We start from the raw sequence: 17,103 nt of genomic DNA, 5'->3' as shown, positions 1-17,103 counted from the left end.
CACCCCCAAAGTCAGTTCATGTAGAAGCCGAACTTGCCGCCACTGCGTGGCCCCGCCGAAGCGGTCGCAGGGCCCGGCAGGGCATCGAGGGGGGTGGCCAGGTCGCGCTCGCGGGTCGGCTGGACCAGGTACGGGGTGATCAGGATCACCAGCTCTGTCTCGTTGCGCTGGAAGCGCTTGGAGCGGAACAGGTTGCCCAGGATCGGCATGTCGCCGAGCATCGGCACCTTGTCCATGTCCTGGCTGCTTTCGCGCTGGAACAGGCCTGCTATGGCAAAGGTCTGGCCGCTGCCGACCTCGACCCGGGTATCGGCACGCCGCACGCGGAACGACGGCACCCGGTAGCCGTTGACGTCGGTGGTGTCCGAGCCCATCAGGCTGCTGACCTCGGGACGCACCTGCAAGGCGATATGGCCGTTGGGCAGCAGCGTCGGGCTGAACAGCAGCGACACACCGAAAGGCTTGTACTCGATGCCCACCAGGTCACGGTTGACCGGCACCGGCACGGGGATTTCGCCGCCCGCCAGGAAGCTCGCGGTCTGCCCGGTCATGGCGGTGATGTTCGGCTCGGCGAGGATCTGCAGCACGCCGTTGCTCTGCAGGGCTTCAAGCATCGAGTCGATGTTCACGTTGCCCGAACTGAGCCCGGCGCTGATGACATTCGATGCACCGCTGGCGGCGTCGGCGGCAAGGCGACCACCGGTGATCAAGCCAAAGGAAAAGGTGCCGTTGTTGAACAGTGCGTTCCAGCTCACCCCGTAGCGCAGCAGCTCGGAGCGCGAGACTTCGGCAAAGCGCACGCGGATGTTGACCTGGGCAGAACCGGCATAGGTCGCGCCGTTGACCGCGGGCACCGGGCTCTGGTTATCGAGCAGTGCATTGAGGTCACTGGCTTCGCCGACATCCCTGACCAAACCCTTGGCCACCAGCTGGTTACCCACGGCGCTGACCTGCGCGCCGCTGGCCGGATGCAGGTCCTGCAGCGGACGGCTGACGCTTTGGGTGGCGTTGTTCACCGACAGGCTCAAGGCCGCCAATTGCTTGCCCGCGTCGTCCAGGGCGATCAGGCTGGTCTGCCCCGGCGCCTTGCCGAACACGTAGATCACCCCGTCGGACACCACTTGCAGGTCGGCGATTCCCGGCTCGGCGACCAGCACCGACGCCACCGGCGCCTTGAAATGCAGCACCCTGCCCTCGCCCGACGCCAGGTCCAGGCGGCCATGGCTGCCGGCCGCGATCTCATCGGCAGTGGCCAGGAAGGACAGCAGCAACCCGACCAGGCCGAGCCACAGCCGGTAATGAAGCACAGCTCCAATGCGTGATGAACCGATCATGAAGCACTCGCCAGAGAAGTGACCGAGGCACCGCTGGTGGAGCGGCGTTGAGAGGTGTCGCCAAGTTCGAGAGTGCCCACGGCCTGCAGGTTGTATTCACCGGCCAACTCGCGGAACGACAGCACAGCCAGCTCCAGGTCTCCACGCAGCACCAGGCGGCGCAGATAGCGGCGCAATTCCGGGTGTACCAGCAGCACACTGGTGCGGTCTTCGGGCAGGCGCTCGCAGGCCTGGCGCAGTTGCAGCATCAAGGCGCGGCTGACCTGCTCGGGAATCGCCTCGCGACTACCGTCCTGACGCCGTATCCCAGTGCGCAACTGCTGCTCCAGCACCGGCGCCAGCACCAGGGCGCTGATCACCCGGTTGCGGTCGGCATATTGGTGGCTGATCTGTCGGGCCAGCGCTGCGCGCAGGTGTTCGGCCAGGTGCGCGGCGTCGGCATCGCGGCCTCCCCAATCGACCATGGCCTCAAGTAAGGCGCGCTGGTTGCGGATCGATACACCCTCTGCAACCAGGTAGCGCAGGGCTTCGGCCATACGCTGCAACGACAGGTTGCGCAGCACTTCCTTGATCAGCTCGCCATAGCTGCCCTCGATGCTTTCCAGCAGCGCACGGGTCTCCTGAATGCCGAGAAAATCTGCCGCGTAGCGGCGCAGGGTGCGCTCGACCGTCGCCCGCAGGACTTCCTCGGGGAGCATGAAACCGACGCCCGCCTGTTCCAGACGCTCCTGGTACTCACGAGCGATCCAGTGGGCGCTGCGCGCGGCCAGGGGCGAGTCGGCTTCGATCATCGGGATGTCGAGCAACTGCACATTGACCGGGTCGTCCCTGAGCAGCAGGCAATCGGCAGGCAGTTCACCTTCGCTCACCGGCACGCCTTCAAGTTCGATGACGAAGCGCTGGGCGGCGCTCTTGGCGTCCACATGCACGGCGGCCAGGGGCACATCGATGCCGAGCTCGCCACGGATCTCGTGGCACAGCGCCTCGAAGCGCTGGCGTAGCGGCTGTTCCGGCGCACTGGCCGCAAGGCCCGGCCCCATGACCAGAAGGATGCGGCAGTCGAGCGGCTTGCTCGCCGACACGCTGGCCTCCACCGTCGGCACCTGGGGTTCGTCCTCGGCCTCCGGTGTTTGCACAGGCTCAGCCTGCTCGATCGCCTGGCGACGCTTGAGGTAGAACGCCGAGCCACCCAGCACTGCGGCAAGCACGAAGAACACCGCCGCCGGGAAGCCCGGCAGCAGGCCGATGCCCAGCAGGATCAATGCAGTGAGGAACAAGGCACGATGGCTGGCGCCCAACTGGCGAATGATCTCCGTCCCCAGGTCACCGCTGGCACCGTCGCTGTTGACGCGGGTCACCACGGTGCCGGCCGCCACCGAAATCAGCAGCGCCGGAATCTGTGCGATCAGGCCGTCACCGACGGTCAGCAGCGAATAGGTGTGCACTGCGGTGCCGAACGGCATGTCGCGCTCGACCATGCCGATCAGCATGCCGCCCAGCAGGTTCACCGCGAGGATCACCAGGCCGGCGATGGCGTCGCCCTTGACGAACTTCATCGCACCGTCCATGGCGCCGAACATCTGGCTTTCACGCTCCAGGCGCGAACGACGGCGACGGGCTTCGGCCTGGTCGATGTCGCCGTTGCGCAGGTCGTTGTCAATGCTCATCTGCTTGCCGGGCATGGCATCGAGGGTGAAGCGCGCGGCCACCTCGGCAACCCGCTCGGCCCCCTTGGTGATGACCACGAACTGCGCCACGGTGATGATCAGGAACACCACCAGGCCGACCACCACCTGGCCGGCGATGACGAAGTCACCGAACGCCTGGACGATATGGCCGGCATCGCCGTGCAGCAGGATCAGCCGCGTGGTGGTGATCGACAGCGACAGGCGGAACAGGGTGCTCAGCAGGATCAGCGGCGGCAGCGCCGAGAACTCCACCGAGTGGTTGATATAGAAAGCGACGATCAGGATCAGCATGCTCAGGGCGATGTTCAGGCCGATCAGGCCGTCGACCAGATAGGTCGGCAGCGGGATGATCATCATCGCGATGGCCATCAGCATGAACGACACGATGATCACGTCGGTGCGCTGGGAGGCCGCACGCGCCAGGCCGTTGAGGCGATCGAGCGGGCTCATCGGGCGGCCCTGCGTGCACTAAGGTAGCGCTTGAAGCACTGGCGCGCTTCGTCCTTGCGCCCGCCGCGCCACAGGGCATGGCTGCGCAGCAGCAACAGGCCGGGTGATTCGCCTTCCTGCTCGGTGAGGCGGTCGAGCGCGTTCAGGGCACGACTGGCGTTGCCGCTGTCGGTGAAGGCCATGGCCAGGTAGCGCAGCAGCGTGCCGTCCTGCGGGGCCATCTGCGCGGCGATCAACAGCATCACCAGCGCGCGCTGGGGCTGACCGCTGCGGCGGTAGAGGTCGCCCAGGCCCTTGAGTAGCTCGATGCTGTCGTGTCGTTCGCGGGACATCATGGTTCCTGCACCTCGGCGCGTTGCTGCTCCAGGGACTGGCGCAGGTGTATCTCTTCACGAAGCAGGTCTTCGGCCAGATCGCGGATCTCCGGTTCGGCATCCAGCGACGGCATGACTTCGTCCAGCAGGTACTGCAGCAGGTCCAGCGCACGGGTGCCGCTGAACAGGTCCGGGTTGATCTCCTCGCCGGCGCACGCTTGCTCGAGCTCTGCGCGCAGCGAGCGGCGACCAGCCACTTCACGCTTGCCCAGCAACGCATCGAAGCGAGCATTGGGGCGCGCCTGCAGCGGGCGCACGGCCTCGACGGAGGGGGTCTTTTCGGTGGAAGACGGCAACAATGGCCGCGGTTCGATCCTCATGCTCGGTCCTATAGGGTCAGGGTGAAGCGTTCTTCACCCCTGGCCAGGATCACCTGGTCGCTGTCGATACGTTCCAGCATCCAGCCGTCGGCCAAGGCCGCGCCGGGATAGAGGCGCTTGCCGCTTTCGCTGATCACATAGGGGTTATTGCCGAACCACACCGCCTGGAAGCGCACCCGTGGACGGGCGACATCGGCCTGGGCGGTGACCGTGCTGTGCAGCATCACCTGCTGGCCGTAGCGCTGGTCGTAGTCCTGGCGTACGGCGAGCCAGCGCGCCTTCTGCGTCAGGTCCAGGCGCCCCTCGGCCAGCAGTTGCCCGCCTGCTTCGCTGAGCCGTACGCCTTCCAGGCCGTTGACCTGCAGCTGCTGCCCCAGCCATTGATGGGCCTGCGCCAGCGAAGGCAGCTGCGGTGCACGCGGCGCAGGCATCACGCTGGCGGCCAGGGGTTTGGGTGGCTCGCCACGCACGGCGTAGGCGAAGGCGCAGATCAGCATCAGGCCCAGCGCCAGCGCAACGTGGGTGCGGGTGAATGCCGAGGCGTTCTGGGGCTGTGCGATCGCGGCAGCGGCGCGCGCGGGCTGTTCGTGCTCCAGGCTCAACCGCGCCTCACCCAAGGCGATACGCAGCGGCAACTGAGCGCGATAACCGCTGCCCAGCGGAACGATGATCGCCCGTCCCTGCTGGTCTTCGACCCTCACTTCGCCGCCCACGGCCTCGACTGCGACCTTGCCGTCAGCCAGGCGCAATACCAGATGGCGGGGCACGACGCCCGGGTCATTGAGAATGAAGTCGGCATCAGGTGTGCTGCCGAAGGTGTACTGGGCGCCGTCCAGACTGATCCGGCCACCCTGGTGCAGACCCTGGGTGACGCTGAGTACCGGCTTGGAGGCTGTCGCGCCACCGGTGACGGCGGCCAGAGCGGTAAGGGCTGTCATGGGCGGGGCACCACCGTGAATACCACGGGCAACGGCCATTCAGGCCCTTGCCGAAAAATGCGTCGTTGCAAGACATGCGGGCGGAGCAACCTCCGCCCGCAAGGCACAACGTCAGTTCTGCGGACGCTGTTTGGTGGCGTCGAGCTCAGCCTTCTTTGCCGTGGTCAGCTCGGTGATCTTGGCCGACTTCTCGATAGCCATGTTGAAAGTGGCTTCCATCTTGGCGATTGCTGCGTCTGCGCCGCCACCGCTGCTTGCTGGAGGTACGTTGCTCATGGTGATACTCCTTCAGGATAGGGATTCATAAGAAGCCGCTTTGAGGCGGGTAGAAGTCCGTGCAAGACAGCGACTGAAGGGGATGTCAGGCAGTCGCTCTCTAACACGGGGCCCATGTTAGGCAATGAATATTCGCCACTGCTGTGAAACGTTGTGAAAGGTTGGGAAAACTCTTGATACAAATTGCCGGGCACCGCCTTTACACAAGCTACAAGCCATGCACAGCAAGGCCTTCAGCTGAAAAGCCGAATACCTTGAAATGTCTAGGATTGGGGAAAATGCGCTGTTTTCCTGGTCGAAACAGCCGGCAGCCAAGTTCAGTTATTGAATAAACGCAGTAAGGCGGGCGGCGCTATAGGGCCAATATTACAAGGCGTCAGGATAAGCGGATGAATAATCACTTCTGTGAACTCAATCAACTTTGCGCCTGTAGAAACAGCGAAAACAACTCGGACTGTGACTTGATCCCCAATTTGCTGTACATGTGCTTGCGGTGCACTTTCACGGTCTCGGCGGATATCGCCAGCTTGCGCGCGATCTCCTTGCTCGAACAACCACTGAGCATCAAGCGCCCCACTTCCAGTTCCCGTGCAGTCAGGGGTGTCTGCAGCGCCTCGACGGTTTCCTCCAGGCGGCTCTGCCAGCGTGGCGCCGGTGGCGTGGCCTGCTCCAGCAATTCGCGCTCGAACGTCATGCGCTGGCGCATCAGCCCGGCCACCCAGGGGCGCAGCAAGTCGAGCAGGGTGATCTGCTCGGCGCTGAAACGCCCCTTGGTCCCCAACGACAGGCACAAGGTGCGCTCCTTCTCCAGCTGCACATTGAACTGCACCTCGTCGGCGACCACGTTCAGGCGAAAGTAGCGCTGGTAGTAGTCGGTCTGCTCGAAGCACTCCGGCGCCACGTCCGCCAGTTGGAACAGGCCGCTGCCCGGCGCCTCGCGGCTGGCGATGTAGAACGGATCGAGCAGGTACAGGCCCTTGAGGTAGTCCTGGAACAGCGGGTCGGGCCCGCCGTCCTCGCCAGGACACTCGGCGAACACTTGCGGTCTACCATTGCTGAAGAGCAAGGCCACCCAGCTGTCGAACGGCACATACTGATCGAGCAGGCGCACCAGGGCGAGCCAGAAGCCGGGCTTGTCGAGCGTCTCGACCAGGTGACCGACCGAGCGGTGCCAGGCCAGGTCCTGCAGCGTAAGGTGCATGCCTCTACCCCTGTTGGGTTACCACGTGGGCGTAATTACCCCCGATACGGTGGCCGACGCATACTCGGGCAAGCCTTGCCTCGGTCCGATGCGCATTCTGACCGTTTTTCACCGGGCGGTCATGTCACCGCCATGGCTCGGGCATTTCAATAAAAGATTGGGTCTATGAGAACAGCAATGAAGGTCGAACTCGTGCAACTGGTGGGCCGCGACGGTGACACCGCCTACAACCTGAGCCGCACCCTGGAGGCGATCCACGCCTGCCCTGCCGGCACCGACCTGGTGGTCTTCCCTGAAACCCAGCTGATGGGGTTCCCCAGCGAGGACAACATCGCAACCCTCGCCGAGCCCCTCGACGGCCCCAGCGTGCGTGCCGTGCAACAGGCAGCGCGCGAACGTGACGTCGGCGTGGTGGTCGGCATGGCCGAAGCGGGTGACGACGGCCGCTTCTACAACACCACCCTGCTGATCACCGCTGAAGGCATCGCCCTGAAGTACCGCAAGACCCACCTGTGGGCGTCGGACCGCGGCATCTTCACCCCGGGCGACCGCTACGCCACTGCGCTGTTCAAGGGGGTGCGGGTGGGCTTGCTGATCTGCTTCGACATCGAGTTCCCCGAAAGCGCCCGCGCCCTCGGCCAACTGGGCGTCGAGCTGATCCTGGTGACCAACGGCAACATGGACCCCTATGGGCCGACCCACCGTACCGCGATCAGTGGCCGCGCCATGGAAAACCAGGCGTTTGCAGTGATGGTCAACCGCGTCGGCGAGGGGGATGGCGCCCTGGTGTTCGCCGGCGGCAGCGCGGTGGTCGATCCCTACGGCCAACTGCTGTGTGAAGCGGGCCGCGAGGAATGCCGCATCGGCCTCGAGCTGGACCTGGCGCAACTGGACGCAGCCCGTCGCGACTACAGCTATCTGGCCGAGCGACGCTTCGTCCTGCCGGGCGAGATGCGCGAGCACGATAACGGCCTGCGCGAGCTGATCATCGATAACCGCTGACACCACCGCACCTACAGAGAATCTGAGAATCCTGAGGGTCACGGCAGACTGCAAAGCCCTGACCCATGACAGGCAAGGGATGCCATTTTTTGCGTCGATTTCGACTCTGCATAACAAACATAATCTGGAGTAAGCAGTAATGGCCCGACTCAAGCGAACCCTTTCGCTCAGTGCGGTGGTGCTGTTTGGCATCGCCTACATGACCCCGATCATCGTCCTCGGGACCTTCGGCATCCTCGCCGACACCACCGGCGGCGTGGTGCCCTCGGCGTACCTCGCCGCCTCCGTCGCCATGCTGTTCACCGCCCTGAGCTACGGGCGCATGGCCGCCGCCTTCCCGGTGGCGGGCTCGGCCTACACCTATGTGCGCAAGTCGATCAGCCCGAAACTGGGTTTCCTGGCCGGCTGGGGTGTGCTGCTCGACTACCTGTTCCTGCCCATGGCCATCTGGCTGATCGGCGCGGCCTACCTGCACTCGGCCTTCCCCGCCGTGCCGCAAGCCGTCTGGGTGCTGGCGTTCATCGGCGTGACCACGGCGATCAACGTGGTCGGCCTGCGCCTGGCGAAGAACATCAACGGCGCGCTGATGCTGGTGCAGTTCCTCGTTCTGGCGGCCTTCGTGGTGCTGGCGATCCACTATGTGCTGGGGGACGCGAGCAAACCGCTGTGGTCGCTGGAGCCGTTCTTCAAGGAAGGCGTGCAGTTGCCGCTGATCATGAGCGGTGCAGCGATTGCCTGCTATTCGTTCCTGGGCTTCGATGCGGTGAGCACCCTGACCGAGGAAACCCACGAGCCGCGCAAGAACATCCCGCGGGCGATCCTGCTGATTACCCTGATCGGCGGATTCCTGTTCATCGCCGCCAGCTACTTCGTGCAGCTTGCCCACCCCTCCACCCAGTTCGAAAACGCCGACTCGGCGGCCTACGAGATCGCCCGCAACATCGGTGGCGACCTGTTCGTCAGCCTGTTCCTGGTCGGTTTGATCGTCGGCCAGTTCACCTCGGGGCTGTCCGCCCAAGCCAGCGCCTCGCGCTTGCTGTTCGCCATGGGGCGTGACGGTGTACTGCCCAAGGCATTCTTCGGGCGCCTGAGCGAGCGCTTCGGCACCCCGGTCGGCAGCATCGTGCTGTGCGGCGTGGTGGCGCTGCTGGCGTTGCACATGGATGTCACCACCTCCACCTCGTTCATCAACTTCGGCGCCTTCCTGGCCTTCAGCCTGGTCAACCTGTCGGTGGTGTTCCACTACTGGATCGGCCGTGGCGAACGCGGGCCACGCGCGGTGCTGCTGTTCCTGGTGTTCCCGCTGATCGGCCTGGCGGCAGACCTGTGGCTGATGGTGAGCCTGGATCACCTGGCGATCTACCTGGGCCTGGCCTGGCTGGCGGCGGGAATCCTGTACCTGGCAGTGCTGACGGGCGGATTCAGCAAGCAGCCGCCGGAGATGCATTTCGAAGAAGCGTGACCGAAGGGCACCGGCCAGGCCGGTGCCCTTCCTGCCAGTGCGGGCTACAAGGATCCGAAGCTAAGCTCGACGCTCAAGCTGCCCAGGTTGTCGCGCAGACCAACCCCGTAACGCCCCTCCAGATCGTCATTGATGCACAACTGCAACTCGCCCTTCTGGCCACGCGGCAACTGCACCTTGTCCCCTATCAGGAACGGCGTGCCGTTACTGCCGATACGGCCGATCAGCGCACCTTCGTTCTGCCCGGGCAAGGTATAGCCAGGTTTGGCGATCAAACCCGCATGACCACTGGCGCCCACGAACCCGGTAGCCGGGTTGGCTGTCCACTGCCCGCCCTTGCACACCGCCAACTGCCAACTGTGACCATTGACCTGCACACCGGTCCCCTGCCAGGCCTGGTTGGCCTGTACCTGCACGGTGCGCGCAAGCAGGTCGCTGGCCACCACATCGGCAGCCTGGAAGGTCAGCGCAGTGATGGTCAGGGTGGGGTTGGCGGTACCGGTGGTGGGGAACACACCGTCGCCGACCAGGAACAGGTTCTTGTGGTCCCAACTGCGCTGCTGCTTGTCGACCACCGATTTGCCCGGGTCGCTACCCATGCGGTAGGTGCCCATCAGGTGCCCGGCGCCGTAGAACGCATAGCGTTCGTTGCCATGGTCGAACACCGTTTGCGGTCCAGGTTCCTTTTTGGGGTGGAAGTCGGTCAACTCGCTGGCGCCCATCAGCTCAGTGATGATGTGCGTCGCGGCCAAACGCGCCTGCCTGAACCCTTCCTTGGTGTAGTCGGAGAAATCATATTCGATCTCCGGTCTAGCCAGCCCGAGGCCATCGGTGAGGGTATCGCTGACCTTCACTCGACACAGCGCCTTGTCCGGGTCTTTTTCCAACTGCTCGACCAGAAAGCCCAGGCGGAACTGGCGAGTCAGCACGCTGTTGAGCTGCTGGACCAGTGCCTGGCCAGACAGTGCCGAATTCTTGGGGTTGGTCCCGCCCTCGTTGGTCCCGTCGATGTAGTCGCAAACGGCCTTGTACGGATCCTCCTGCGACCAGTTCCAGCCCTCGTTGCCGATCTCGATACGCCAGGCCGCATGTTTCCTGCGAAAGTCGCCGTCACGCATTTCCTCGATGCCTGAAGTCGACAGCGGGCCACGGAACGGGAACAGCGGTTTACCCTCGGGCATCAGGCCCCAGGCCAGGTACACCGGATGGTCCGACAAGCCACAGCCAAGCTGCTTGCTGCTGTTGGCAACCCCATCCGGCCAATCCTTGCTCTTGGAGTTGAGCAGCAGTTTCGGCGTCTCGATGGCATGGGCGGCGATGACGTAACGCTGGCCCTGGGCCACGCCATCATTGCGCTTGCCATCGGCCTGGTACTGGATGAACTCGATGCCACTGACTTGCTTGTCGGTCACCAGCACCTTGCTGGCCACGGTCTGGTAGAGGATGCGCACGTTGCCGGTGTCCAGCGCCTTGGCCATGGTCACGGTGGCATCGTACTTGGCCTGGATCGGGCAGATCGGCGTACAGCTGGTATTACCGGCACAGACCCGCCGCCCGTTGTCGTTCTGCGAGTTGCGTCCGGCCGGGGTCGGGCGCACCTTCAGCGTGATGCCGTTATAGAGCTTGCCGTCAATTGCCTTGGCCACGCCCTGGTCGACCAGCGAAGGCGGGATGCCGTGCATGCGGTACTGGTAGCCCTCGGGGAAGGTCACGCCGAGATAGGACTGGGCCGCCACGTCGGCAGACACGCCCATCTCCTCCTCGGCGCGGCAGTACGCGGTCTGCAGGTCGGCATAGCTGATCGGCCAATCGACCCCGACGTTGTAGGCCGACTTCATGCGAAAGTCATTGGGCAACAGGCGCAGTGCGGTGCCCATCCAGTGCCACATGGTGCCGCCACCGACCCGCTCGTAGGTGCTGGCGAACAGCAGCGGCCCTTTCTGTACCAGATAGCTTTTCTCATCCTTGTGCGGGTCGTTGCTAGCGACCGTGATCACGTCCTTGATGGTCGCTCGGGGAGCGAACTGCTTGTCCGGGGTCTGCTCCATCTGCTCAGGCGGATAGGGCGATTCAGGCGATTTGAGCACCGCGGTGTAGAAACGCTCCAGATACTCGCTGCGGTTCGGCGGAATCGCCGGCCCCGACTCCAGCACCAGTACCTTGAGCCCGGCCAGGCCCAACTGGTAGGCCATCACGCTGCCGGCCATGCCGGCGCCCACGACGATCACATCGGCTTGCTCGATGTTCTTGGCTTGTACGAGGCTCATGGCTGCTGCCCTTCCTTGGCTTTGACACCGGTGAATTGCTCGAGGGTTGGTGGCTGCTCGGCCCAGTAGCCGAAGTGATACTGGCTATAGCCCATGGGATGGGCCTGGGCGATCTTCCACGCCCAGCTTTCCTTGTAGGCCTGGTCGGAAACCACGTGGATATCACCTTTGGTTTTCTGCGCGTCCTTCAGGTCGTAGGGCTGGTACCAACTGCCCAGCAGCCAGAGCTTCATGATCGAACGCGCGCCCTGGGCGATCGGTGAATCCTTGCGGTCCAGAATGGCGGCGGCGATCTCTTTCTCGGGCCGGCCCTTGAGGCTGACAAACAGCTCCAGCAGATTGCTGAAGGCTGCCGCGCCCATGCCGCTTTGCGCTGTGGCGAAAAACACCGGTGGCAGGTTGACCGGGTCGTCGGACGGGGCAAGGTGGTCGCTGGACAGGCCCGTCAGCAGCGCCGAAAGCTCAATGAAGTTCTGCAGGTTCTGGTCGTTCATGGCATCACTCCTTGGCGCCAGTGGATTGGGCACGTTCAAGCAGGAAGGTGAAGTCCGCGAAGCTGGTACGCGGCGATTCAGTCACCCGGGTGGTCGCGTTGTTGTGGCACTCCATGCAGCTCGAAGACGCCTGCGGCACGGTGCCCTGGTTGTAGGTTTCCAGCGTGGCGTTGGCCAGGAAGCTTGGCGCCGGAGAGCCCAGGGGGTTGACCGGGTCCGGTACCTGGCACTTCGGATCCTTGGCGGGCTTGGTCGGCCATTGCGTACTGACCAGTTGGTAGTTGGCCCAGACCGTGCCGGCCAGCGCGCCTCGCCACTGCTGGTTGAGCGCCTGGGCGGCGGCAGTGATCGGAATCTCGCGCACGATCTGCGACGGCACGGCCTTCTTCGACGGATCCCACGGCAGCGCCGGCGGCTCGTTGATCGGCCGATCGGCCTTGGCGTCATAGAAAAGGTACGGCCCCTTGCGCTCACTCATCGGCGTAGTCTTTTCCGGCACGTTGCGCACGTGCTCGAACGTCGACCACACCCACTGCTGCGCGTCCTGGGTCTTGTGCACGATGTGCAGCCCGACCAGGCCGACCTTCTGCGCACTGCACGACTCGGGAATGAGCGCCCCTTTGTCCGGATCGTCATTGCCCGGGGTATAGACCAGGGCATCGACGGCATGGAACTCATCGGCCTTGTCGCTTGCATCAAGGACCTTCCAGGCCGACTTGACCATGATCGCGCCGACCCGCTTATCCTCGTTCGAACCGCAGGCAAAGGCGATGCGGTTGTCGCTCTTGCCGAGGAACGCCTGTTGCCCCTCCTTGCTGTAAAGGCCGTTGTTGACGATATCGTCGAACATCGGCTGGTTGACCATGATCGCGTTGCGCGTGTACTGCCCGCTCTGGTCGACCAGTGGCCCGGTCTTGAACGGCTGGATGAACTCATCGAGCACTCCGGCGACCTTGCCCATCTGCTGCAGCACAGGCAGGTTGCCCTTGCCCTCACAGACCGCGGGAAGCGGGGCTTTCTCGTGCCAACCTACAGGTTTCTGCCCCTTGGGCAGGAAGATCTCGTAACTCTCCTTCCACGACTCCCACACCGTCGTTGTGTTCGGCTTGCCGATCGGCGCATCGGTGTCGGCACTGCCATCGGGCTTGGCCGGCCAGTTCAGGGCGACGAAGGTCTTCCACGACAACAGGTCGAAATCGTGCTGCAGGCTTTCAAGGGTAGGTGTGGGCGGTACCACGACGGTGACATCGAAGGGAATCTGCGGCGACAGCACGGGGCTGTCTGCCACCGCGGCCACGGCCAGTACGCTGGTGAAGCCTGCACCCAGGCAGGCCAGGTGTTTCGGTCGTTTTCTCATTATCGTCTCCTCAGCAGATAAAGCGTCGGGACGACACAAGATGCGGGCCCTTCATGGTCCCAGTATTCAGCGTTATCCCTGACGCTGATTTGCAGGCTAGCTGGCCATTTGCCACAGGAAAAATAATCGGATTAACGGTAGGGTTATTGCCCTGCCGTACCGATCAGGACACCTGTTTCACGGATGTAAAACGTTGTGAATTCCCGCGCACTGAAATCTTTACTTACATTCTGTTCTGCTACCGTCGAGCCGCCTCGAGGGTCGCCGAGCGTCCAGCAACGCTGACACGCCTTGCGCCCTTTCTGTCCCGACGAAAGGAGTTTCACGGCATGTCGACCAGCCCTCTCACCCGCAGCGCCGACACCAAACTGTCAGAGCCACGCGATCATAAGCCCGCCGCTACCTTCCGCGTGCTGCTCGCCAACAGCGAGCGCAACGCCGACAGCTACCGCAGTGCCAAGCCCGACGAGCAGATGCCCACGCTGGGCGAGCTGGCCGCGATCGAAGCGCCCGGTGCCCAGGGGGCCGACACCGTGCGCTACGTGACGGCCGCAGGCGACCATGTGCTGGTCAGCAAGGCCACCACCCCCAAGCTCTATCAACAGATCGTCGAGGCCCGCCCGGCACTGGAGGCCATCGCCAAGAGCAAGCAGGACGGCTACGAACTGCTCGGCAAGGACGCCCAGGCCCCCGCCACCCTTGGTGACTACAAGGCCATCGGTGCCGCTGACGAAGTCGGCCCCGGCCTGATCCGCTACCAGACCGCCGACGGCAAGGCCTACATCGTCGCCGAGCAGGACAACCCTGACCTGTTCAAACAGGTCTCGCAGGACTACAAGGCACTTTCGGGCATCAACCGCAGCATCGCCGATGGCTACCAATGGGCCGGGGCCGACCAGCAGGTGCCCGGCACGCTTGGCGACTTCCGCGCCGTGGGCCCCGCCGAGGAAGTCGGGCCGGGCGTGATCCGTTACGAGACCCAGGATGGCAGCAAGTACGTGGTGTCCGAACGCGACAATCCCGAGCTGTTCAAGGCCGCCAGCAGTGCCTACGACAGCCTCTCGGGCCTGCAGGCCAGCGAAGCCGACGGCTACCGGCGCGCCACCGACAATGAAGTCTGGCCGCCCTTCGACGGTACGGCCATTGGTGCCCGCGACGAGGTCGGCCCGGACCTTATCCGCTATGAACACAATGGCGAGAAAGTCGTGGTCGCCCGCGACGACAACCCCAAGCTGTTCGATTACCTGGCCGGCCTGCATGAGGTCTACAGCGACCCGGCCAAGGCTGCCGACATCCGCACTGCACTGGACAACGGCGCCGTGCTGGCCGATGCCAACACACAGGCGCCGGGCCTGAACGACTACAAGGGTTTCGGCTGGACCATCGGCCAGGAAGACAACGTCCTCACCTACGAAACCCACGACGGCACCAAGGTCGTGGTCTCGCGCGACATCGCGCCGGAGCTGTTCAAGCAGGTGGCGACCGCCAACGACACCTGGGGCAAGATCCACGACAGCGAGAAGGACGGCTACAAGCTGGCCGGCCCCAACGATTTTCTCAAGAACAAGGACATGTCTTTCGGCTCGCCGGACGAGCTTGGCGATGGCCTGATCCGCTTCGAGACCGACGAGGGCAAGTTCATCGTCTCCAAGGAGCTCAGCCCACAGCTGTACGACGAAGTGGTCGGCAAATGGGAAGGCTGGACCAAGGGCGAGGTCGATGAGACCCGCAGCAAGTACAACCTGCCGCCGCGCGAGGAGCTCGATGCGCTCAATCTCAAGACCGGGGTCAAGGCCGATGAGAAGGACGCCTCCTCGCCCGAACTGACCGTGGGCGAGTTGGCCACCAAGGAGCTGCTCGACAGCTACCGCAAAGGCGTGCAGGACGGCTCGATCGCCAAGGACGACCCGCGTGCCAAGCTGGTCCGCGCCCTCGAGGCGCAGGCCGCCTACCAGAACGGCCGCGGCATCACCGGCTACGAGGAAGAGCCCGGCGCCTTCGGCGGCACCTGGCGGGTGTTCGACAAGGAACAGACCGCGCTCACCTCCGCCGACATGCACGACATCATCGACGGCGGCAAGCTCAAGGAGCAGATCAGCACCCTGTTCGCCGACGAGACCATCCAGAAGGACTACAAATCGAAGATGGACGATGCGCTCAACCGCATCCCCAACAAGGACGAGGTCAAGCAGAAGCTGCTCGACCTGACCAACAACCCCGACTACATCGCCTACCTCAAGGACCTGCAGAAGCAGGGCAAGGACCACGAGGCCAAGGAAGACCTCAACAATACGCTCTCGGCCTTGTCGTTGTTCGATCCGGAGGCGGCCACCAAGGCGGCCCAGTCGATCCAGGCCGACGGACTGACCAGCGACCTCAATGACCTGGTCGGCGACCCGAGCAAGATTTCCGACGAGAACAAGGAGCTGGCCACCAAGGACCTGTTCGGCCTGCTCAAGAGTGTGCTCAAGGGCTCACTGCTGGACATGCCGCGCCGCACCCAGGAAGTCATCGAGAAGTTTCTCGAAGAGGGGCTGCAGGGCAAGCAGAAATCCTCGGTGGTCACCAAGGTGCTGGAAGAGCTGTCGCAGATCGACATGGCCAAGGGCAGCATCAGCGAAGCCGACCTCAAGACCGTGCTCTCCAAGCCCTATGTACCGATTGCCGACCGTGGCACCCTCGGCGAGGTGTTCAGCGCCCTCAACAGCAAGGGCATCCTCGGCACGCTGGGTGCCGGGGTGAACCTGTTCTCGGGCATCTATCAACTGGTCGGCCAGGGCGGCAAGCTGGGTGAGACCTGGCAGCAGCGTCTGTCGATCGCCAAGGACTTCGTCAGTTTCGCCGGCGCCGGCAGCCACTTCGCCAAGGTCGGCGATGCCATCGGCGGGCTGGTCGGCAAGAGCGGGTTGGTCGACTTCCTCGGCCTGGACAAGACGCTGCCGGAGATCTGGGGCAAGGGCGGTATTCAGGAGCCGAAATTCGAATTCAAGCTCAGCGAGCTGCCGGCGAGCACCAAGGCCAAGATCGCCGAAGCGCTCGATACCCTGCCCGGCAGCAAGCTCGGGGACTTTTCCGACGTGCTCGGTGACGGCGCGGGCAACGCCAACGCCGCCAAGAACGCCTATGGCGGCATCACCCAGCGCCTGGAGGACGCGGTGTCGGCCTCCGGCACGGTCAAGCTGCCACCGGGCAAGGCGGCGAAGATTGCGGGGTCGGTGATCAAGGTACTGGGCCCGGCCACAGACCTTGCCGGTGGTTTCGCCGACATCGTGCTGGGGGCCTTCACCATCAAGAACGCGATCAAGGATGGCGACCCGCTGGCCAAGGCCTCCGGTGGCCTGCAGATCGCCGGCGGTGCCTTCGGTGCCTCGGCCGGTGTCCTCGGCGCCGCCAGCCTGTTCGGTGCAGGCACGGCTGCAGCGCTGACCGGGCCGTTCTTCCTGGTGGGCGTGGTGCTGGGGGTGATTGGCGGGATCATCGGTTACTTCGTCGATCACAACAAACGGCAGAAGGCCAGTGAGAAGGAAAACGACTGGTATCGGGATTTGGCGGCCGATGGGTTGTTGCAGGGCGACTGGGCGGACAAGGTCGAGTATGCCCACTATTCGATCCACCATTATGGCGACCGCGAGGCGCCGGAGGATGACAGCCTGTTCCGCTTCCAGGAGGCCGAATGGAAGCATTTCGACGAGACGCCGCAGAAGAATGGCTCGTCGAGCAACCGCCTGGACGACAAGTTGCACGTGGATCATTGAGCCACTGATTGCAATCCATCCCTGTAGGAGCGGCGGTTCGGCGCCCCGACTTGCCCGCGAAAAGAACACCGCGGTGAATGGCACCGGCTTCGCCGGTGTTCGCGGGCAAGTCGGGGCGCCGAACCGCCGCTCCTACAGGGATGGATTGCAATCAGTGGCTCAATGATCCACGTGCAACTTGTCGT

13 protein-coding genes are annotated in these 17,103 nt (G+C 64.0%); 3 read left to right on the top strand and 10 right to left on the bottom strand.

Features of this window, described 5'->3' with window-relative positions; genetic code table 11:
- Positions 1-11: 11 nt before the first annotated feature.
- The 7 genes from ACPZMI_RS05785 to ACPZMI_RS05755 form a co-directional block, all read right to left on the bottom strand.
- Positions 12-1,334 carry a type II and III secretion system protein family protein gene (locus tag ACPZMI_RS05785; protein WP_426351846.1) on the bottom strand — a complete coding sequence of 441 codons (1,323 nt, stop codon included), beginning with the start codon at positions 1,332-1,334 and terminating at the stop codon, positions 12-14.
- Positions 1,331-3,472, bottom strand: a complete 2,142-nt coding sequence (gene sctV, locus ACPZMI_RS05780) for a type III secretion system export apparatus subunit SctV (protein WP_426351845.1) — start codon at positions 3,470-3,472, stop codon at positions 1,331-1,333. Before sctV ends, ACPZMI_RS05785 begins: the two co-directional genes overlap by 4 nt.
- A complete protein-coding gene (gene sctY / locus ACPZMI_RS05775; protein ID WP_371105658.1) occupies positions 3,469-3,804 on the bottom strand; it encodes a type III secretion apparatus assembly chaperone SctY in 336 nt (111 codons plus the stop codon). Before sctY ends, sctV begins: the two co-directional genes overlap by 4 nt.
- Positions 3,804-4,166 carry a hypothetical protein gene (locus tag ACPZMI_RS05770; RefSeq protein ID WP_186708430.1) on the bottom strand — a complete coding sequence of 121 codons (363 nt, stop codon included), beginning with the start codon at positions 4,164-4,166 and terminating at the stop codon, positions 3,804-3,806. Before ACPZMI_RS05770 ends, sctY begins: the two co-directional genes overlap by 1 nt.
- An 8-nt stretch (positions 4,167-4,174) precedes the next feature.
- Positions 4,175-5,104 (bottom strand): SctD/MshK family protein, encoded by a 930-nt coding sequence (locus tag ACPZMI_RS05765; protein WP_426351844.1) that lies wholly within the window; start codon positions 5,102-5,104, stop codon positions 4,175-4,177.
- Between the two features lie 111 nt (positions 5,105-5,215).
- The gene (locus ACPZMI_RS05760; protein WP_186666944.1) at positions 5,216-5,380 is read right to left on the bottom strand and encodes a hypothetical protein; all 165 of its coding nucleotides are present in this window, start codon (positions 5,378-5,380) and stop codon (positions 5,216-5,218) included.
- A gap of 415 nt (positions 5,381-5,795) precedes the next feature.
- Positions 5,796-6,581, bottom strand: a complete 786-nt coding sequence (locus ACPZMI_RS05755) for a helix-turn-helix transcriptional regulator (protein WP_426351843.1) — start codon at positions 6,579-6,581, stop codon at positions 5,796-5,798.
- Between the two features lie 177 nt (positions 6,582-6,758).
- Between ACPZMI_RS05755 and ACPZMI_RS05750 the strand changes: the two genes are divergently transcribed.
- Positions 6,759-7,583 (top strand): carbon-nitrogen hydrolase family protein, encoded by an 825-nt coding sequence (locus ACPZMI_RS05750; RefSeq protein ID WP_426351842.1) that lies wholly within the window; start codon positions 6,759-6,761, stop codon positions 7,581-7,583.
- Positions 7,584-7,722: 139 nt separating this feature from the next.
- The gene (locus tag ACPZMI_RS05745) at positions 7,723-9,045 is read left to right on the top strand and encodes an APC family permease (protein WP_186666946.1); all 1,323 of its coding nucleotides are present in this window, start codon (positions 7,723-7,725) and stop codon (positions 9,043-9,045) included.
- 44 nt (positions 9,046-9,089) lie between these two features.
- Here the strand turns inward: ACPZMI_RS05745 and ACPZMI_RS05740 are convergent, their stop codons facing one another.
- Genes ACPZMI_RS05740 through ACPZMI_RS05730 form a run of 3 tightly spaced genes read right to left on the bottom strand, consistent with a single transcriptional unit; the run spans position 9,090 to position 13,163 of the window.
- On the bottom strand, positions 9,090-11,312 hold the full coding sequence (locus tag ACPZMI_RS05740; RefSeq protein ID WP_426351841.1) for a GMC family oxidoreductase: 2,223 nt from the start codon (positions 11,310-11,312) through the stop codon (positions 9,090-9,092).
- Entirely contained in the window at positions 11,309-11,806 is a 498-nt protein-coding gene (locus ACPZMI_RS05735; protein ID WP_186666948.1) for a sorbitol dehydrogenase, read from the bottom strand. The genes ACPZMI_RS05740 and ACPZMI_RS05735 overlap by 4 nt, the downstream gene beginning before the upstream one ends.
- Positions 11,807-11,810: 4 nt before the next feature.
- Positions 11,811-13,163, bottom strand: coding sequence for a cytochrome C (locus ACPZMI_RS05730; RefSeq protein WP_426351840.1), 1,353 nt, complete (start codon positions 13,161-13,163; stop codon positions 11,811-11,813).
- Positions 13,164-13,492: 329 nt separating this feature from the next.
- Between ACPZMI_RS05730 and ACPZMI_RS05725 the strand changes: the two genes are divergently transcribed.
- The gene (locus ACPZMI_RS05725; RefSeq protein ID WP_426351839.1) at positions 13,493-16,918 is read left to right on the top strand and encodes a hypothetical protein; all 3,426 of its coding nucleotides are present in this window, start codon (positions 13,493-13,495) and stop codon (positions 16,916-16,918) included.
- Positions 16,919-17,103 lie beyond the last annotated feature (185 nt).

The organism is Pseudomonas wayambapalatensis, assembly GCF_049942315.1.
Lineage (GTDB): Bacteria > Pseudomonadota > Gammaproteobacteria > Pseudomonadales > Pseudomonadaceae > Aquipseudomonas > Aquipseudomonas wayambapalatensis.
This window is presented reverse-complemented; position numbering and strand designations above follow the sequence as displayed.